This is a genomic window from Fischerella sp. JS2 (assembly GCF_032393985.1).
Lineage (GTDB): Bacteria > Cyanobacteriota > Cyanobacteriia > Cyanobacteriales > Nostocaceae > Fischerella.
This window is the reverse complement of the sequence record NZ_CP135918.1, coordinates 3,884,261-3,903,512: the sequence shown is the minus strand read 5'-3', so window position 1 is coordinate 3,903,512 and position 19,252 is coordinate 3,884,261. Positions and strand designations below refer to the sequence as shown.

The following is a 19,252-nucleotide window of genomic DNA, read 5'->3' as shown; positions in this document are numbered from 1 at the left end:
TCTTGAAAATTGAGCTTATATGCAGCAGATATACCCAGGAGAATTTCATGCTTGAGTATCTAACGCGTTTGAATGACCACAATTTACCCTATCCAGATACGATTCATCCCATCGTTGTTCATTTTGTCATCGCAATGGTGTTGTTTGCCTTCTGCTGTGATGTAATAGGTTATTTTACCCGTAACTCTCGTCTGTTCGAGGTCAGCTGGTGGAATATGTGTCTTGCAACTGTTGCCATCTTCGTTGCGATCATTTTTGGTCAGTTTGAAGCAGGTTTGGCAAAACCTTATCATCTAGCAAAATCAGTACTGAATATGCATACCCTGATTGGCTGGTCGCTTTCAGGAATTATTGCTGCAATCACAGCTTGGCGTTATGTAATTCGTACGCGCAACCCCCAAAAATTACCCATCGGCTATTTAGGAGTAGGACTACTTCTAGTCACCATCGTTGGTATGCAGGTGTATCTGGGAGATCAACTTGTTTGGGTGTATGGACTGCACACAGTACCAGTAATTGAAGCAGTAAAGGATGGTATTTTGCGATGAACGCAGAACTGATTGACCAATTGGGAGCTAAACTAGGCGCAAACGGACTACCCTACACCATTCCTGTTCATCCCAACTTAGTGCATCTGACCTTGGGTTTGTTCATCATTGCCATTCTCTTTGATATTGTCGGTGTATTTTTCCCCTTACATCAATTTGTCTACAAATATTTAGCATTACCAGTGGAACGTGCTAACTTCTTTGATGTTGGCTGGTATAACATGCTGGCTTCAGCCATGATTACCTTTTTGACAGTAGCAGCAGGCTTTTACGAAATCATGCTTGCAGAAGCACCAGTAGATGTTAAAAGTGCCTGGGGTATGCAAGCTATGGAAACAATGTTGTGGCATGGTGTGGGTGGTGTTATACTCCTAGCCTTGATTGTAGGGATGACAGTCTGGCGCGGATTACAACGCTTCATTTGGCGCAAAGACGAAGATAGACAAGTGCAGCTGAGTTATCTCGCTGTCGGAATGGCAATCATGTTTATGATGTATGTTCATGGTACTTTGGGAGCGCAAATGGCTGCGGAATTCGGCATCCATAACACTGCCGACCAATTGCTCAGAATTGGTCAAGACCTCAACGCAATTATAAAAGGTTAGTGGTTAGTAGTCAAACAACAACCACCAACCAACTATCAACAACTAACAACCAACTCTTCTATTGCCATGAAAATCCAGAAATTACTCAAAATTCTCACCTTTGCAACGAGTGCGATCGCACTCACAACTACTAGTCTCTGGATTGGGAAACAGGCTTACTCCTGGCTTCCTCCCCAGGCGGCTGCGGAATCGCGACTCGTTGATGATTTGATTAGCTTCTTGGTAACACTCGGAGCATTTATCTTCCTGGGTGTCACCGGAACTCTGATGTATTCGGTTATTTTTCATCGGGCGAAAAAAGGCGACATCAGCGACGGGCCACCAATCGAAGGAAATATTACCCTCGAAGTCGTCTGGACAGCTATCCCCATTATGCTGGTACTGTGGATTGCTGGTTACAGCTACCAAATCTACGAGCAAATGGGGATTCAAGGGCCAAATGAACACGTCCATTTCCGTATGCCGATGGGGATGGAATCAGCTTATGCAGCACCAAAAGACGCACCTGTTGACGCTACCACTACACCTGTAGAAAAAATCGATGTTCTTGCCAAACAATGGGCTTGGGTCTTCCACTATCCAGAAAAGAATGTCACCAGTAGTGAACTACACCTACCCGCGAACAAAAGAGTGCGTCTCGCACTGCAATCTGAAGATGTTCTGCATGGCTTGTACGTACCAGCCTTTCGCCTCAAACAAGACATAGTGCCTAACCAAACTATAGACTTTGAATTCACCCCCATTCGGCTGGGTAAATATCAACTCACAGATTCTCAATACAGTGGTACATACTTTGCAACCATGCAAGCCGATGTTGTAGTTGAATCACCAGAAGATTACCAGCAGTGGCTCACCAAAGCTGCAACCCGCAAACCTTCTCCAGCCAAAAATCAGGCAGTTTCTGAGTATGCCCAAGCAGCTGGCTGGACAACAGTCGCCCCGGCTGCACCTCCTGTGGTTAATTATCCTGGTTCATAGGAAAACAAAGCGATGACCAACGTTACCATTGAAAGTATCGGTATCGCAGGTGAACAAACTCATCACCCCAGTCCTGATAACTGGAAGCGATACTTCAGCTTTAGTACTGATCACAAGGTCATTGGTATCCAGTACCTTGTTACTTCATTCATTTTCTTCCTGGTAGGCGGTATCTTTGCCATGATACTGCGGGGAGAACTCATCACCCCTGATTCAGATTTAATTGACCGCACCATGTACAACGGCATGTTTACCATGCATGGTACAGTCATGCTGTTCCTGTGGACATTCCCATCCTTAGTTGGTATAGCAAACTACCTTGTACCCCTGATGATAGGGGCGCGGGACATGGCATTTCCTCGCCTTAATGCTGCCGCTTTTTGGATGGTACCAGTTGTCGGCATTCTGTTAATGGCTAGCTTTTTTGTGCCTGGTGGCCCAGCCCAAGCTGGTTGGTGGTCTTACCCACCAGTGAGTCTCCAGAATCCCACAGGTAACTTAATTAACGGACAAGTCATCTGGTTGCTCGCAGTGGCAATTTCTGGTGTGTCTTCAATTATGGGCGCAGTCAACTTTGTCACCACGATTGTGAAGATGCGCGCCCCAGGGATGACCTTCTTTAGAATGCCCCTGTTCGTTTGGGCAGTATTCAGCGCTCAAATTATCCAACTTTTCGGACTCCCAGCCTTGACAGCAGGTGCAGTCATGCTGTTACTCGACCTCACCGTTGGTACTGGCTTTTTTAACCCAGCGAACGGTGGTAATCCAGTCATGTTCCAGCACTACTTCTGGTTTTACTCTCACCCTGCTGTTTACGTGATTATTCTGCCCATCTTTGGGATTTTCTCAGAGATATTCCCCGTTTATGCTCGTAAACCTTTATTTGGTTACAAAGTAGTCGCCGTTTCCTCAATCTTAATTGCCGTAGTCAGTGCGATCGTCTGGGTACACCACATGTATGTCAGTGGAACTCCTGGTTGGATGCGGATGATTTTCATGTTGACAACTATGTTTGTCTCTGTACCGACTGGAATTAAAGTGTTTGCTTGGGTAGCGACAATATGGGGCGGTAAATTACGCCTAACTACACCCATGTTGTTTGCCTTAGGTGGATTGGTGTTGTTTGTCTTTGCTGGGATTACAGGCATCATGCTTTCTTCTGTGCCTGTGGATGTTCACGTCAACAATACCTACTTTGTCGTTGGTCACTTCCACTATGTTCTTTATGGAACGGTGACGATGGGGATGTATGCAGCCATGTACCATTGGTTCCCCAAGATGACAGGCAAAATGTACTACGAAGGTTTGGGTAAGTTGCATTTTTGGTTAGCGTTTATTGGTACTAACCTCAACTTCTTCCCTATGCATCCATTAGGATTACAAGGGATGTTGCGTAGAGTTGCTTCCTACGCTCCAGAGTATGAGTTATGGAATATTGTTGCTAGTGTTGGTGCGTTTATGTTAGGTATGTCTACTCTACCTTTTATTCTGAATATGATTAGTGCTTGGGTAGGTGGCGAGGAAGCATCAGCTAATCCTTGGCAAGCTATTGGTTTGGAATGGGAAGTTTCTTCACCACCACCTATAGAAAATTTTGAAGAGATTCCTGTGGTCATTAGTGAGCCTTATGGATATGGCAAGTTGGAACCTTTAGTTGCTCAAACTCATAGTCATAACTATCTATCTACTAACCCTACTTTAACGAGTATAGATTGACGCAAAGACGCGGAAACTAAAACTCCGCGTTCCTCTGCGCTAAACTCAGCGTTCCTTTGCGTTTAAATTACAACCTGTTGATGCTGCTAACTGTACGGAGAATTTCAGCAATGGACGGTTATCTGATTTCAGAAGAGTTGCACCTGCATCATGCAGAGCATACTCATGACGAAGAAGGCAATAAAATGTTTGGCTTCGTTATATTTTTACTATCTGAAAGTGTTATTTTCCTCAGTTTTTTTGCCGGATATATTATTTATAAACTCACAACTCCTAATTGGTTGCCGCCTGGTGTTGATGGGTTGGAAGTGGTAGCGCCTGCTATTAATACGGTGGTTTTGGTTGCTAGTAGTTTTGTGATTTATTTGGCAGAACGTGCGCTGCAACGCCACAATTTGTGGAGATATCGCCTGTTTTTGTTGGCAACTATAGCGATGGGGACTTACTTTTTGGTTGGACAGGCAATTGAGTGGAAAGGTTTGGAATTTGGTTTTACTTCTGGCGCGTTTGGTGGAATGTTCTACCTGCTTACTGGTTTTCACGGTTTGCATGTTCTCACAGGTATTCTATTACAGTTGATTATTTTGGTGCGTTCTTTTATTCCAGGTAATTTTGAGTCTGGCCATTTTGGTGTGAATGCAACTTCACTTTTCTGGCACTTTGTTGATGTGATTTGGATTGTGTTGTTTGTGCTTCTCTACATTTGGCAGTAAGTTACAGCTACTTTCAATTCAGTCAGGTATAAAACCTCACCCCCTACCCCCTCTCTTTAGTAAGGAGAGGGGGTGAGGTGTGTTTCACTCGATTTTATTGAACAATAAACTGTCTTGGGTTAATTCTACTTTCAAGCGGTTTATGTTATGTTTTGCACCTGTTTTTTGATCGCCAAGAAATAAATTTCTTGCCTGAAAGCGAAAGTAAGCTAAAGCTTACTAAACTTATCTTTCAGTCCGTTTCAACTGACACAGGACTTACGCAACTGGCACGAAGAGCAGGTAGGGCTGTGCCTGACCCCGCGACAATTAAAATCAAACCAAGCACATAAGAATACTTGGGCATTTCAGTTGCTGAATTAAATATAAGACAAGCAAGTTATGCTTGATTTGTAAGTCTTATGACATCTTGCACCATTCTCAAGAAGAGTCAGAGGCTCTTCATCCGTGAAAGATTAAGATAAAGCACCTTTTGTCAATCAGCTAAAATACTCAAAACTTCACATCTATGTAATAAACCTACACCTGTCAACTCCCCAACCCTCCCAGGACAAACGCATCTAAATACCGTTGCCATGATAGTCCTAACTAGTTAACCTGAGTTCGGGATAAGCTGAAACCATGATTCTATCGTTGGACGAAACTCCTATTCCTTCGTAGAACTAGCGGCAAAATCATCTTAACCCGAACTGAGGTTTTGTTAGTGAGCATCGTTGAGCTGTGCTGTTGGTAACTATGGGCGAGTTGAGCAAGCTTGGCAAAACCTCGGCCGCTCTAGCCCCTTTTTAGTCCACGGCGACGGCTCTCAGTTTGGCTGGTTACGGGTTGTGCGTAACCGTAACGGGGAACTGTAGCAGCTGGGCAACGACCTCAGTCGGCGCACCGACAGGCGCAAGGTCAACGGGTTCTTGCAGCCGATAAACAGCACCCTGCGGCGGAAACTGCGTCAGGTTGTCGTTGATCAGCCTGGCTGTCTTAGTGTTTGACAGCACTAAGGGCGGGCCGCCTCCGGGTGGCTTTTCGATGGTAACAGTGAAATCCAGATACATTGTTTGCCGGAAGGTGGGCGGGAGCTGCTTGATGAGTTCGAGCAGACTCAGGGGTGTTACCTCGGCATCGGCCTGACTGATGGTAACTCTGCCAAGTACCGGACTATCAGCCGAAACCTCGTGGCCAATTACTCTTAACTTGACACCGCCGAGACCTTGTGAGAGGTTTTCCTCTACTCGCACGGTGATCCCGCCCTTGAAGTCCAGCGTCACAAGTCCGAGGACATTCACTTGTAGGGGTACGTTGACCGCGTAGCAACTGCACGGGATCTCCATACCGATCGACGGCAAAAGACCAGTAAATACCATAATTAACCTCCATTTAAATCATCTCAATCTGGGAATACTAACCGCAGAGAGCGGTTGAGTATTTCTCCCCAGTGAGGTTTACCAGATTTGCCGATGTACACTCTTGGCATCGGCTATGACTTTTTAGTGGGCTTGCCAACCCAAAATTGTTGGGTGATGGCAAGCAGGGGAGGTTGGGAAATTTGAGGACGCTGGGGGGAGAAGAGAAGGCTGGGAAAGTGCCGGGGCTGGGGGAGAACGTATTATCTATTTCCCCCTTTCTTCCCCTGCTTCCCCTACTCCCTCTGCTCTGTTCTCTCCCCCTGCACTTTCCTCTACCCCAGCACCCCCTGCTTACCACTACCCATCCTGGGTTCCGCATAGGGCTGTAAAGCTTCCCTCAGTGCTGCTGGCACAGGTGTTGGCAGCATTCGCTCTCCTTCTCGTTTCATGCAGGCTATTTGCTGCTCACCACGAGCGATCAATTCTTCGTTACCACTTGTAAGTCTCCAGTACTCAAAGAGCATTGTGATTCGATTTTGGGTAAGTTCTTTCATACGCATCCGGATGGCGATAGTGTCGAAGGCATAAAGTTCGACAAAATACTCACAAGACACCCGAACAGTAGCCAAAGCTAGACCCTGGGATAGTTCTGCCAAAATTGTAGGGGCATAATCTTTAAGAAACATCTCACGACAACGACCCTGCCATTTCAGGTGGTTTACGTAGTAAACATTTCCGACGAGGTTAGTTTCTTCAAAACCCACAATATGTATATATTCATATGCTTTCATCTACCCTCCTTAAACATCAAGTTTGTTGTAGCCTATGCATAAATGGTCACCAACAGACTTATACCAATTTGGAATTTTTAATTAATAAACTTAGATGGAGCAAGACTTTCCTGGTTTAAATCTGTTGTTTCATTTGGGTTAATTGGTATTAAACATCACTCGCTGGAGGAAACCGATGGTAGCGCAGGGCGATCAGCATCGGTATCAGCACGATCAGGTTGTAGAAAAGATGCAGTTCGATTCGCGGCAGCCAGGGTTGACCAGTAAAAGGGCGATCGCTAAAGTATTGAGCGATGATCTGTGCAATACTCACTGGCCCAGCAAATTGATATAGGTTCTTATGGATCAGTGACTGACCTAATAATAAGGCGTGTTCAATGTGATGCCAGAATTGGATAGCAAAGGCAATATTCCACCAGAAAAGCGCCTGTGTAATTGTAATTGCTGGACGCAACAATGCTAAACCCAAAAGCATAAACAGAGCGTGACCGTAGTGCAACCACTCTGAATGCACTAAAGAGGGATAGAATAGTCCGAGTACGCCAAGACATTGGGGTCTAGGCCAATGCAGTACCCAAAGCTGAAATCCCTGAAACAAGTGTTCGGACAAATGAGCAAGGATAACAATCATAAAAATCTGCATGGCTCGTTTATGCCAACGCCCATTTAGGGCATGGATCAGAGATTGGAATATTGGGAATTTGGAGTTTCTGAGGGAATTTTTGGTAATCGTCATCGCAAGTACCTCCTGTAGGTTTAATTCAGAAGTATCGTTTGTTTAGAAGCACAGAAAAGACTAGTTTGTGGGCAAAGGACTGCACAGATATATCAAAGGTGGAGATCGACAAATCTCCTGATTGGAGCAAAACTTCATCATTACTAGCGGTTAAACTAGCGAGGATCAGGGGGGCATTCTCTATAGCCCCAGCCTTCTTGAGACACTCAATTGCTGTCCAAATACGAGTCGCAGCAGTATTCTGGTCTTCTCCCGTTTCCTGATGAATAATTTCTGCTAGTTTGAATCTCTCTATCCCCAGCAAGTCTTGCCAGATTGAGACAGGACGGGAAACTACGGGTTCAACATCACAGCCAATTGCACCTTTGCCGACAATAGCTATAGTCAAAGCTTCGGTATGAGACACAGAAACTTGCTGGCAACCTACTACTTCTGGTTTGCCATCGAATCGCCGCCAGATTGGTACTTTTGACCCAATAGCTTGTTGAATGACGCGATCGCTGTGTACTCGGCGTTCTATATTAGGGTTGCAATCAACTATAATAGCAATATCTGCTGAAGGAAAGCGTTCTTGAATTCGCCGTTCCAGATAGGGGCCGAGCAATGATTCGACCCAAGGATTTTTCGCTAGTGATGACTGAATCACTTTTAGCTGCAATCCCTGCCAGCGTTCTAGAATTTGACCTGAGCGATCGCAAATTTCTAGGTCATAAATAAAGGTGTTGCCATCGTGCGATCGCTCTTTGGCATAGACAAACTGTGGTTCTGTACTTGGAAGACTACTCAATTCCAATCGCTCAACAGCGATCGGCAAAATTGTTGCCTGGGGAATGCACGCCTGCAAGGCATGAACTGCGGCATCTCGGACTGCTGGATCGCCTAAAATTAGTTGTGCAGGTAAGTAAGAGCTAAACCAATTACTGCCTGGATCTGGTGTTATTTCCGCCAGACACTCTTTCGCTCTCAGTTGGCGATAGCTAGACAATCGCCGAAATCGGCCTTGATGGAACAGTATTTCACCATAAAGGTCGCGCTGTGGATTCAGCGAAACAAAATCGGCAACAGATGCCAAATTGAGCGCATGGGTGGATAGTTGACCAATCTCTGATCCCTGTGTGCCAATCCAACAGGTAGCTCGGAAGTGATTCACTGCAAATCCAGTCTGCTCACTTCTGAGTGTAACTTCAATGTGTCCCGACTCATACATCAAGGCAGCAATCTGAATTTTCAAAGGTGTGGATTCGGCAACAACAACAGGACGCTCAAACTTTACCTGCTCGAATACGGGTAGTTCCTCTGTGCTTGCCAATGCCATAGCTACCTGTGCCATTGCCTCTAACCCCAAGACGGCGGGAAACACCCGTTCTCCCTGAAACTGATGGTCATTCAGATAGAGGTCGGTTCCTGTGGATAGGGTGGCATCAACTACAAGTTCTACACCAGGATAGTAGACTCGTGGCTGTTCTAGAAAACGCAGTAATTGCAGTTCTGTTTGCTCAAGCTGGATTGTCGGGAGTCCACCGAAACGCCCAGTTGCGATCGCACAACCAGCGAATGGCTGAGTTAGTAGGTGACGTAGCATGGCAATCCCTTGATCTGTCGGAATCGGAGTAATCCCTTGCCGCAACAGGGTATCTATACTGCCCAAACGGGAACCCATTCCCACTTCAGACCAGATCGACCACTCGATAGCCAAGCAGCGACAATGAGGATGATCTGCTTGCCAGCGTTGAATCAGATGTACTAGCCATTCATTTGCTAGGGCATAGTCCGCCTCACCGGGTAAGCCTGTGCGAGCAATGATCGAACCAAAGCCAATCAACAGTCGCAAATCCTCTGGATTGACTGCGGCCAGGACATTCTGCAAACCCTGAACTTTAGGAGCAAGGGTGTGAAGAAAATCTTGTTGTTCCAGGTTACTCAACAGTTGCGGAACGTTGCGGGCTGCACCGTGCAGAATGGCGGAAATGGAACCGAATGCTGCTTCTGCTGTGTGGATAGCCGATTTCACTGCAACTGCATCAGTAATATCGGTGGCAATGTAACGAAATTCAATTCCCGCAGCAGTCATGCGGTCGAGATTGGTCAACAGTTCAGGATCTCGCTCTGGTTGCGATCGCCCCAACAACACCAATCGCACTCCCGTTTCTTTAGCTAAGGCAAACGCACATTCTGCGGTAATTCCTTTGCCACCACCTGTGACTAGCAACACATCATCTGCTTTCAGGGGAACAGCAGATGTTTCTAACTGGGGTAATACTTTGAGTACTGGCTCGTATCTTATTCCCAACTCATCATAGTGTGCCTCAGAGTAACCTATTGCTGCTCTTGCTTCTGCCAGCACCCATTCGGCCGCTTGGGAACGATCCATTGGCACATTAACTACACAAGTTGTCACCTGTGGCGCTTCTAGATAAAGGGTTCGAGCAAATCCTGCTCCACCTCCACTTTGTTGAACCAGCACAAACCGAGCATTCTCTTGTGCCAACACTGCACTATAGGCTTCTAGCAATAGCTCAATATGAGGAAGTTCCTGTAAAGATGCTGTACCAAGCTCAACAGCAGGAAGACAGACGACTACTCCACTACCCTCACAGTCCTGAAATGCTTGCTGCAAAGGTTCTGCTAAAGGATGATCTAAGGTTGTAATTACTTTCCAAGATCCTGGCAAGTTAGCAACTTGACGACGAGGCAAGGAACGCTCCACTAGTTCAATTGTAAATGTACGCACCCAAGCATCCACACCTGAAGGTAAGCGTTCTGCAACACTGTCAGCTTGCGAACTGCCGAGGCGTAAGAGTTCTTCTAATGCCTGAGCGACTTCAGCAACCGTGGCATCGGCATAACTAATTGGAGCAATCGGTGGGGCGATATTAAGCGATCGCGCTGCTTCGACTACAATTTGGCTCACTGTGATTGAATTGAGATGAAGATCGCTCAACAATCGATGATGATCTGCGATCGCACTGACAGGAAGTTCTGCCCGTTGTGCGACAAGCTGGCAAACTAATTCTAATGGCGATCGATCAACAAAGGTAGAGGGCAGAGGGCAGAGGGCAGTATTCCTTCTGCCCTCTGTTCGCGGCTGCGACCAGGAGGAGCAAGAGTGTAAGAACTCCACTGAACGAGAGTTCAGTGACTCCAAGTCAGGAGGGGTTGAATCCCCTTGTGACTTACCCCTTCTGCCCTCTGCCTCTTGCAGCCTTGGTGCTAACTCACAAGGATTGACAAAGAATTGCGGTTGCCAGTTCAAATCAAATGGTCGGGTAAAGCGATCGCTAAACAGTTCTTTGTGTTTAACTGGTGTGCCAACGACAAACGCCGCACCAACTGCCTGTAGTAAGCCTTTTAAAGAAGAACCGCTAGCATCCAATGATACTATTGGCACGTCCACAAATTCAGTAACTAATCCTGATAAAACGCGACCCGGCCCAACTTCGATAAACAGGTTAACTCCTGCCGCAGCCTTGGTAACTGCCTCAATAAATCTAACGGTGGCAGTGATTTGCCGATGCAGAAGCGATCGCAAATCTTCAGTGTAATCAATCGCTCTCCCCGTCACCGTAGAAACCACAGTTCGCTGTAATGTTTGAAATGCTTCTTGCCCTAAATAGTCTGCGAATGGTTGGGCTGCATCTGCTACCAAAGGTGAGTGGAAAGCATGGGATACAGGTAAGGTAACAGCTTTTAATCCCATTGCTTGCGCTCGATTCACAACTGTGGTGACACCAGTAACTTCACCGGAAATGACTGTCTGTTGAGGCGAGTTCAACCCCGCAATGACAACGCGATCGCCGTTAATTAAATTCTCCACTACAGGTTGCGATGCCTGAATACTCGCCATTGCACCAAGGGTATTACCTACCTTGGTCATTGTCTGCCCACGCACAGTCGCAATCCGTAATAACTCAGCTTCATCAAAAGCACCAGCCCAATGCAGTGCTGAAAGTTCTCCTAAGCTGTGTCCAACGCTGACACTGGCTGCGATGCCAAATTTGTTTAAGACTCTTAATCCTGCCATTGCAGCAGTGACGATCGCAGGTTGTGCCACTGCTGTGGCTTTGCGATCGCTATTTTGTGGAAGATTTGCCCACTGATAAAGGTCGTGTACACACTCAAATCGTCGTTCCCATGCTCCACCATTGAAGTAAGTGGGAGAGGCTTGCCCTGGAAACAAAAATCCGATTTGCGGTTTATCTATGGTTACTCCTAAAAACACTCCCATACGACTGTCGAGCCGAACAGTGAATTCTTCTTGCAACCACGATCGCAAAATCTCTAATTGGGTTGTTAGTTCTTGGGGAGTTGATGTGATAATTGCTGCCCGCACTGTACGATCAGTTAGATTTTTTTCTAACTGAGCAGCTAAATCTGTTAACTCTGAACGAGATAACTTAGGTGCTAAAGTTAACAAATGCTCTACTTGTAGAAGCAAATGATTTGCATCTTCAGCAGCTACCAACATCAGTTCAGCGTCTTGAGCAGAAGATAATAACCTGTGTTCCTGACTACTAAGTACTTGCCGCCTTGTGCTAATTCCTTCTAGTACAACATGGGTATTAATTCCACCAAAACCCATTGCACTGACTCCAGCGCGTAATTGAGAATTAGTAGGCCAAAGTTCACCGCGATCAAGTACCCGTATCGAAGTCTCTTGTGCTAGTTGTGGATGAACCTGCGTACAGCCCGTCATGGGAGGTAAAATTTGTGGCGTTGCTGAATAAAGGTATGTTTTAGGCAGGTAAGGGAACAGAACGATATTTGAGGTAGTGCAATAACAATCGAACAGAGTATCTCAGCATTTCCTCGGTTTTGGAATAACATAAAGTTTTACGATGAAGACGAGCCAAATAATGTCTAAGCCTTGTGTTTTCATTTTCGACTCGTGTCATGTAGGTCTTACTCACAATTTGGTCACCATCAGGAACAAAACAAGGGTAAACAGGGTATCCATCTGTGACGTAAAAATAACTCTGCCAACACTGGACAATGTTCCATAACTGTTGGAAAGTAGTCGAACTACGATCACCTAAAACCCAAGCAAGAATACCTTGAGTAAAGTGATTTACCGCCGTCCACAACCAGATTTTATTTTTTTTGAACCAATAAATGTTTCTAATTCATCTAGTTCTCCCACCTGCGGAATTTCCTTTGAATTTGGTGTATCCGCCAATTGTGTACCCACTCGTTTAACCCAATGAATAATGGTAGTATGATGAACGTTTTTCACCCTTTCAATTCCACGAAATCCCATACCATTGACGTACATTTTTAGGCATTCTTGTTTGATTTCATCCGAGTAGCCCCTGGGTGGTTTATAGACATCAATGAATTGACGACCACAATCACAGCAAATGTGATTCTGTTTACCTCTTTTCTTTCCATTCTTACGGTTATGACAAGATCCACAGCGTGGACATTCCATGATTAATTGACCTCAATTCATACCGCTATTATGCAACGCCAAATTTGTGTATGGAGTGCCATAGTGGCTTTAATTAAGCCAGCTATCCCTGCGGCTGCTTTCGTATGACCAATATTTGCTTTGATCGAGCTAATGACTGCCAAAGGAGTATCAATGGCTGCCTTTTGGAGAATTTGCGAGAGAACTTGAAGTTCTGTGGCATCACCAACTTTCGTACCTGTGCCATGCCCTTCAAAATAAGCAACTGTTGCCGCATCAAAACCAGCACGCTCATAAGCACGGTTTAATCCTATAGTTTGCCCTTCTACTTCAGGACGTGTAATTCCGCCTTTACCGTCCGACGAAATTCCCCAACCGCGAATTACGGCGTAAACTTGATGATGTTGAGCTACTGCATCCTCATAACGCATTAGCACTACAAAGCCACATCCTTCACCTGGCCAGAAACCATTAGAGCCAGCATCATACACGCGCATCTCATCAGATGCTAATGCGCCTGTCTTGGCAAATCCAATTAGTTCAAATGGATCGAGGCTCAGATCGATACCACCGACAATGGCTACATCCAAGTCGCCCACAATCAAGGCTGTACAAGCATTGGCAACCGCCAGCAATGAAGAACTACAGGCTCCATCAACGGTATAACCACCACCTTTGAGGTCGTAATGATTACAGATGCGTCCGGCAATCGTGTTAGAAAGGTTACCTGCTAAAGTTTCTTCAGTTATTTCGGGAAAGGGAGCTTTGTAGGTTGCTTCTAATTCTTGTAAAAATGCAGAACGCTGCTGAGGTGAAAAATCTGCTTTTGCTAATGTGGTTTCTACAACCCGATGTACATACGGCCAGCGCAATCTTAATGTGTTGGCGCGAGAGAATTCTCCTGTAAGCGTGTTACCAACTAGCACTCCCGTTCGCTCATGGGGTAAACCTTTATTGTTTAAAAAATCAGCATCATTTAAGGCTTGAGTTGCCACATCCAAGGCTAACCAATGGACAAAATCAGCCGAACGAAATGTATTTCCTGCGACTCGAAAGTGAAGGCGATCGAATTCATAGCCCTCAATTAGAGCTGCTTGGGTTGTATAAGTGCTGTCAACTGCGTTGCGGTCATCAGACCAATAATCTTCTAATGATAAACGCTCTGATGGTATACGCCGAAACGCTCGACGCTGCGCTAGTACATTTTCCCAAAGCTCAATGGGTGAGCGAGCATCTGGATATTGACAGGCCATTCCAACGATCGCGATCGCAGGCTTCATATTTTATACCTCCACTGCTGTGGCTGATGCCGGAACCATGTTTGCTGGTTCTTCCAGTTTGATCATTGTCTGCACTTGCAGAAGAATCCCGCGAACTGCACAGACAATAGTTAAAGCAAAGAAAAGTCCAAAGACAATATGGGAAACCATCAAAACTCCATAGGTTGCAGCAACTCCGGCTCCAAATAAAATTTGCTCTCTAGGGTCAACGGGTGTTGTACCAGGGTCTGTCACCATGTAAAAGGTAAAGAGAATAAATGCCACACCTGTCATCGGTACTAATGCGGGAACAAGCGGTGTACCAAAAATGAAGCTTCTCAGCAATGCTTGAATGACAAACCCAATTAACCAGGCCGCAATCAAAGGTAATCGACGAGTAAAACGGGCATTGAGAAACGTTCCTGTAATCACGATCAGCCCTGGTAACAACCAATCTCCCATACCACTCAGGTTCTCTGTGAATTGATAGGGAGGTGCAATTCCCACCCAAGGAAAGAGCAGCAGAGTTACGGTAATCCCAAAGTTGGAGGGGTTGAAAAAATGGCGATTACTTTTACCGACAGCAGTGTGAAACATGGCTTTGGAAGCGATCGCCACCGCAGATGCAAAGATGATAGGGAATAACTGCTCATTAGCATAAAGTAGCATTGCCACAGCTAACCCTGTTATATGTGCGGGCAGCAGAAAATCAATAAATTGTTGTATTCCACCAATAAAATGCGGAATGCGCTTCTGTACTACAGCTTCAACTACTTCTAGCAAAATTTCCACGCTGTATGTAGTTGCTAACGCCACCAGAGGTTGCGCCCAGGATTGCTCAAACCCTAGAAAGGAATGCCCTAATAAGTTGAGGAGTGTAATAGCGATCGCAAAGCGCCGCAATCCCCCTAAACGATCTGCTTTACTCCAACTAACTATTGTCGTCATTAAGCCTCCTCTTTGGATAATCCACCTAGCAACACGGTATGCCAACCAGGTTCTAAGTGCAGGGATTTTTCACGAATTCGTCCATTCAGATCCCGCCAGCGCAAATCGACTTGGATTTGAGTTTTCGGCGATAACTGACCCAATCCAAAATGTAGGTCGGGACTGCGATCGCCAGAATGACCATTTCCACCATCTACCTGAGCAATTAACTGGCGACCATCCGCTAGATGAACGGTTGCAGTCGCACCGATCGCAGGTTGTCCAATTACCTCCATTCCTGGATGACCAGAACGCACAACTGTATCAGTTAATGTTGTTGAACCAAGTTCGCGTAGAAGGTGAAGACCCAAAAATGCTCCAGCTTTATTGCTCTTGTTTTTGTAGAAATAAGAAGTTTCCCACTGATTAGCTGTGGCAAAATCCAAATCTCCATCACCATCTACATCGGCTGTCGCAATACCTCGACTAACTTCTGTCGTGTCAATTCCTAAGTCTTGAGCCAAGTCATAGTAACGACCATTTTGTGCCATGACAAAAAATGGATTGTGTTGATGGCCGCTTAAATCATCACCAGATTGCAAACGAGGCCAAAAGCGAGAATCTCTTAAAAGGTCATCGTTTCCCATTGCTAGCTCGTGCAACTCTGGCCAGCGATTGACTGTTCCTTTGACAAAGCCTGTTGCTTGCAATGCTTCGAGAGTTCCATCATTATCAAAATCACCAAACTTTGATTCCCAACCCCAGCCACTACGGGATACACCCATTGGTTCGCTGCGATCAATATAGGGAGCGATACCTTGCTGCATAGACTCAATATTGCCCGTGCTGGTAAACAGAAAGTGACTCTCTTCTAGAGCATATTCAGAAGCAATGTTACTGACATAAATATCGAGTAACCCATCATGATTGATGTCGCCAAAATCTACGCCCATTCCTTTGAAACTGTCACGACCAAGAACTTTCGATCTGGGAGTAGTGAGGCCTCTTTTTCCTTCTAGGAGGGCAAAACGCAACTCTCCTGGTTGGGAGCGATTGTACAATAGGCGATCGGGGCCAAAATCATTTGCGAAGTAAACTTCAGGTAGTAAATCCCCATCAAGATCTGCTGCTGCAATAGCTAAAGTCCAACTATGTTTGATTGACTCATCGAGAACATCTTTAGCTTCTTGAAACTGCACTGTTGGCTCTTTTCCTGTTGTTGCTCCTGTCCACAGAAAAAATCGACTGCTCCCACCGTTCTTAGCTCTACTCATGGAATGTTGCATTTGTTCGCGCCCAGAGGCACTAACATCTAAAATTCGCGCCTCATCTTGGTGGTAATTACCAATGATTAGGTCAGTATGTCCATCACCATCTAAATCGGCAAGGGTAGCAGCATTGGTAAACCATCGCTCACCGTTTGGCACAAGTTCGCGTTCTACGTAGCGATCGCTAGATAACTGCAATTGGTTTTTACCTACTGTTTGTTTTTGCAGATATGCGATCGGAGTTCGTCCCCAGTAATAGGCCAGGATATCAATCAACCCGTCCTCATTTAAATCTCCAGGCAAACAACCCATAGGAGCCATTGTTGTGCGATCGTAAGGCAGTGAGATTGGCTCTAGAGTAAAAGGCTGATAACGGTTGGGTGTTCCCGGAACTGGTGCAATAATAATCTGATTAATTCTTGTGTCTACGTAGCAAACATCATTAGATAATCCGTCTTTATCCAGATCGTTTAATGCTACGGATGCACCTACAGAAGAAGTCCAAGCTGAATGACGGTTTAAACTAGGATGAACTGCTCGTTTAGTATTAGATGAGTAACCTACTAACTCTGGTAAGGGCGATCGTGCAAAATTAAAGTGGCTAGTGAGTGCGTTGCGTTCTACATCAGATAACTCTGGTAATCGAACCAGCCAGAATAATACAAAAATTAAAGAACTCGCCACTATGCGCTTGGCATGGCGCTGTATGAAAGCTATCCAGAACTTCATACTAGGATCTCCTGGGTAAATTTAGCCTGAATTCTGCGTCGCCAAACCTCATACATTGGTTCGCTACCGTTTGGTAATATCTGCGCTAGAGCAGCATCAGTAATTTCCGCAGCATTAGCAGCAGACAAGCCGCACAGTATTTCACAAGCAAGCTCTGTATGCTTTGCTGGGTTTCTAGCTCTCTGCCGTGTCTTAGCAGCAAAGGCTGCTCCTTGGGCTAATTGAGGCTGATAAGATTTTGCTGCTTCTCGTAAAGATTTTATCGTCCAAAGGTCTACACCACCAGCATAAGCACAGGCAAGACCTACACCACTCCAAAGATCTGCATGGCGCTCTTTGGAGAAGTTAGTAATAGTTTCTAAGATTTGATCAATATCAGCACCTTTCACAAACCAGAGACTTCTACCTAATCCTTGATCGAAAACTCGACAGGCATACCCATAAATGGCTTTGGGAACCTGTTGTTTTTCTATAGATTGAGGCCAATGAAAGTAACCCTCATGAAAACCATATCCATCGATCGCCAACCAACCTAATAGAGGATCTAATTGCTCCAAAGTTTTTTCAATCCTTCGATGTAACCTAGCTAAAACCCAGCCAATACCGACATGTGCCATGTATATATGAGATGAGCCAAAGCCTTCTAAATATAATTGCAGCCGCTTTTTATTCCAGGGAGTTATTATATCTAATAAAGCTAAACCCATCCCTGCTCCTTCAAAAGCAAATCCACGAAGTTCTAATTCCACCTGATTGAGTTCAAACTCTAAGGCTTTTAAACCTTCATCCTTAATAGCTGCATGATAGCCGAGGAGAAATGTATATCCTACTTTTTCTAAATGTTTTTCGATTTGACTGTTATTTTTATAAAATCCACGCCGTTCAAAATTAGTTTCTGCGGGTGGAATTTTTAAAATTTCTTTAATTAATTGTTGTAAAATTTTCACTAGTCTTATTCCTTTTTTTGTTAAAAGGCTATGTGTTATATTCAATAGCTTTGCTAATATTATTCGGATTGGCTAGAGCCAACTCTGTTCTTTTGATTAGCTAAAATGCATTAATGCATTTTTGATGAAATTAACTGATTTTTTTAATCTCAAACTGTTTATAACTTTAGTAAAAAAATAATCTCAGTTTCATCAATAAAATACAATAGCAATAAGAGAAAAGTTAAGACAGTTAAGAGAACAGTTAAGAAAATATTTAAGACAGTTAAGAGGATATTTAAGACAGTTAAGAGGATATTTAAGACAGTTAAGCAGATAATAAAAAGATTTAAAACAGTTAATGAATAATAATTACTAATTATCACTTTCTGTAATTAGCTAGAGAATCATGCAGAGAGTCACAGACGTTTGCTTTGTATTTTGTTAAGTGCTACTGCTTCTGCACTGTGAGTTGCTCAACCGCCATTCAAAAAAATGTGATCATCCTTGCCTCCTTTTTGATGAGAGCAACTTCGACGGAATTTAGAATTGAAATTTTCCCTATCTGGCACTGGTATGGCAGTAATACCAATTGGACGTACTAAGCTATTACTAGTAATTTGAGTACCACTGAAGTTGCTAGAGCTTCCCTGAACGTCTTGATAACTTAACCCTCTTCTGTCACTCTCCGAGATAAGCAAGTAGTAAATAAGTAAAATCATCCAGAAGCAAAAAAGGGTTTAAATTGGTTCATTGCACAAATGAGACGATTAAGTAGCTAGACATGATTAAATATAAAACGCTGGACAGAGTAATTACCTTTATTAGCCCGATTTTCAGTACCATAAATCACAGCAAGCGCAAGTTCATACTCATCATCAAAAATTTGTGCAGAAATCTCGTTACGTTTGAGGTGTAACCACTCATCTTCAATACGGTTAATTTGGGGCGAGTAAGGTGGTAAGAAAAAAATGTATAAACCTTAATACTGCTGCTACCATGAACGATAAATTCAGAATTCTATCTCGGCATTCTAACTGTTTGTAATATCTTTGTTGAGCAAAAATTATTGGAGTTAATAACGCTTCTAATTGCTGAGAAATAGCCTCATTATCTATAGTAGGAGTATTATATTTGTGTGCGTGGTCAGAGTTTTGTTTTTGTCGCTTGGGCATGGCGGTAGACCAAACTTTTCATCACCTCGTTTAATCATTGAATTTACATAACAATGTTGCCCAGTACTTACAAAATTATTCTGTCGTAACAATATATTTTTCTTGAATATTTCAACTTTTCAAAGCTCATTTGATAA

General features: G+C 44.5%; 15 protein-coding genes and 1 pseudogene. 5 read left to right on the top strand and 11 right to left on the bottom strand.

Features of this window, described 5'->3' with window-relative positions; all coding sequences use genetic code 11:
* The first annotated feature begins 47 nt into the window (after positions 1–47).
* The 5 genes from RS893_RS16485 to RS893_RS16465 all read left to right on the top strand — a co-directional run bounded on the left by RS893_RS16485 (position 48) and on the right by RS893_RS16465 (position 4,560).
* Positions 48–548 carry a DUF2231 domain-containing protein gene (locus RS893_RS16485; protein WP_315785293.1) on the top strand — a complete coding sequence of 167 codons (501 nt, stop codon included), beginning with the start codon at positions 48–50 and terminating at the stop codon, positions 546–548.
* On the top strand, positions 545–1,153 hold the full coding sequence (locus RS893_RS16480; RefSeq protein ID WP_315785290.1) for a DUF2231 domain-containing protein: 609 nt from the start codon (positions 545–547) through the stop codon (positions 1,151–1,153). The genes RS893_RS16485 and RS893_RS16480 overlap by 4 nt, the downstream gene beginning before the upstream one ends.
* A gap of 66 nt (positions 1,154–1,219) precedes the next feature.
* Positions 1,220–2,131, top strand: coding sequence for a cytochrome c oxidase subunit II (locus tag RS893_RS16475; protein ID WP_315785288.1), 912 nt, complete (start codon positions 1,220–1,222; stop codon positions 2,129–2,131).
* Between the two features lie 12 nt (positions 2,132–2,143).
* Positions 2,144–3,847 (top strand): cytochrome c oxidase subunit I, encoded by a 1,704-nt coding sequence (gene ctaD, locus RS893_RS16470; protein ID WP_315785285.1) that lies wholly within the window; start codon positions 2,144–2,146, stop codon positions 3,845–3,847.
* 110 nt (positions 3,848–3,957) lie between these two features.
* On the top strand, positions 3,958–4,560 hold the full coding sequence (locus RS893_RS16465; RefSeq protein WP_315785281.1) for a heme-copper oxidase subunit III: 603 nt from the start codon (positions 3,958–3,960) through the stop codon (positions 4,558–4,560).
* A gap of 818 nt (positions 4,561–5,378) precedes the next feature.
* Here RS893_RS16465 and RS893_RS16460 read toward each other — a convergent pair.
* From RS893_RS16460 to RS893_RS16415, 11 genes and pseudogenes are all read right to left on the bottom strand, one after another.
* Complete coding sequence (locus RS893_RS16460) at positions 5,379–5,918, bottom strand: hypothetical protein (RefSeq protein WP_315785278.1); 540 nt, start codon at positions 5,916–5,918, stop codon at positions 5,379–5,381.
* A gap of 314 nt (positions 5,919–6,232) precedes the next feature.
* Positions 6,233–6,691, bottom strand: coding sequence for an acyl-CoA thioesterase (locus tag RS893_RS16455; protein WP_315785275.1), 459 nt, complete (start codon positions 6,689–6,691; stop codon positions 6,233–6,235).
* Positions 6,692–6,839: 148 nt separating this feature from the next.
* Positions 6,840–7,427 carry a hypothetical protein gene (locus RS893_RS16450; protein ID WP_315785272.1) on the bottom strand — a complete coding sequence of 196 codons (588 nt, stop codon included), beginning with the start codon at positions 7,425–7,427 and terminating at the stop codon, positions 6,840–6,842.
* A 25-nt stretch (positions 7,428–7,452) separates the two neighbouring features.
* Positions 7,453–12,120 (bottom strand): SDR family NAD(P)-dependent oxidoreductase, encoded by a 4,668-nt coding sequence (locus tag RS893_RS16445; protein ID WP_315785269.1) that lies wholly within the window; start codon positions 12,118–12,120, stop codon positions 7,453–7,455.
* 40 nt (positions 12,121–12,160) lie between these two features.
* A protein-coding gene (locus tag RS893_RS16440; protein WP_315784082.1) for an IS1 family transposase occupies positions 12,161–12,852 on the bottom strand; the annotation gives its coding sequence in 2 pieces (ribosomal slippage) (positions 12,161–12,528 and positions 12,528–12,852; 693 coding nt in all).
* Positions 12,853–12,869: 17 nt separating this feature from the next.
* Positions 12,870–14,111, bottom strand: a complete 1,242-nt coding sequence (locus RS893_RS16435; RefSeq protein WP_315785266.1) for a polyketide synthase — start codon at positions 14,109–14,111, stop codon at positions 12,870–12,872.
* A gap of 3 nt (positions 14,112–14,114) precedes the next feature.
* The gene (locus RS893_RS16430) at positions 14,115–15,038 is read right to left on the bottom strand and encodes an RnfABCDGE type electron transport complex subunit D (RefSeq protein ID WP_315785263.1); all 924 of its coding nucleotides are present in this window, start codon (positions 15,036–15,038) and stop codon (positions 14,115–14,117) included.
* Positions 15,038–17,014 carry a CRTAC1 family protein gene (locus RS893_RS16425; protein WP_315785260.1) on the bottom strand — a complete coding sequence of 659 codons (1,977 nt, stop codon included), beginning with the start codon at positions 17,012–17,014 and terminating at the stop codon, positions 15,038–15,040. The genes RS893_RS16430 and RS893_RS16425 overlap by 1 nt, the downstream gene beginning before the upstream one ends.
* Positions 17,011–17,961 (bottom strand): DUF1702 family protein, encoded by a 951-nt coding sequence (locus RS893_RS16420; protein ID WP_315785258.1) that lies wholly within the window; start codon positions 17,959–17,961, stop codon positions 17,011–17,013. Before RS893_RS16420 ends, RS893_RS16425 begins: the two co-directional genes overlap by 4 nt.
* 757 nt (positions 17,962–18,718) lie before the next feature.
* Positions 18,719–18,874 carry a hypothetical protein gene (locus RS893_RS30325; RefSeq protein WP_396336463.1) on the bottom strand — a complete coding sequence of 52 codons (156 nt, stop codon included), beginning with the start codon at positions 18,872–18,874 and terminating at the stop codon, positions 18,719–18,721.
* A 40-nt stretch (positions 18,875–18,914) separates the two neighbouring features.
* Positions 18,915–19,058, bottom strand: a pseudogene (locus tag RS893_RS16415) (IS4 family transposase); the annotation flags it as partial.
* Positions 19,059–19,252 lie beyond the last annotated feature (194 nt).

Coding starts and splice junctions, on each gene's coding strand:
- RS893_RS16485 (WP_315785293.1), top strand. CDS start 48: ATGCTTGAGTATCTAACGCGTTTGAATGACCACAATTTACCCTATCCA.
- RS893_RS16445 (WP_315785269.1), bottom strand. CDS start 12,120: ATGACGGGCTGTACGCAGGTTCATCCACAACTAGCACAAGAGACTTCG.
- RS893_RS16475 (WP_315785288.1), top strand. CDS start 1,220: ATGAAAATCCAGAAATTACTCAAAATTCTCACCTTTGCAACGAGTGCG.
- RS893_RS16435 (WP_315785266.1), bottom strand. CDS start 14,111: ATGAAGCCTGCGATCGCGATCGTTGGAATGGCCTGTCAATATCCAGAT.
- RS893_RS16460 (WP_315785278.1), bottom strand. CDS start 5,918: ATGGTATTTACTGGTCTTTTGCCGTCGATCGGTATGGAGATCCCGTGC.
- RS893_RS16450 (WP_315785272.1), bottom strand. CDS start 7,427: ATGACGATTACCAAAAATTCCCTCAGAAACTCCAAATTCCCAATATTC.
- RS893_RS16430 (WP_315785263.1), bottom strand. CDS start 15,038: ATGACGACAATAGTTAGTTGGAGTAAAGCAGATCGTTTAGGGGGATTG.
- RS893_RS16425 (WP_315785260.1), bottom strand. CDS start 17,014: ATGAAGTTCTGGATAGCTTTCATACAGCGCCATGCCAAGCGCATAGTG.
- RS893_RS16465 (WP_315785281.1), top strand. CDS start 3,958: ATGGACGGTTATCTGATTTCAGAAGAGTTGCACCTGCATCATGCAGAG.
- RS893_RS16455 (WP_315785275.1), bottom strand. CDS start 6,691: ATGAAAGCATATGAATATATACATATTGTGGGTTTTGAAGAAACTAAC.
- RS893_RS16480 (WP_315785290.1), top strand. CDS start 545: ATGAACGCAGAACTGATTGACCAATTGGGAGCTAAACTAGGCGCAAAC.
- ctaD (WP_315785285.1), top strand. CDS start 2,144: ATGACCAACGTTACCATTGAAAGTATCGGTATCGCAGGTGAACAAACT.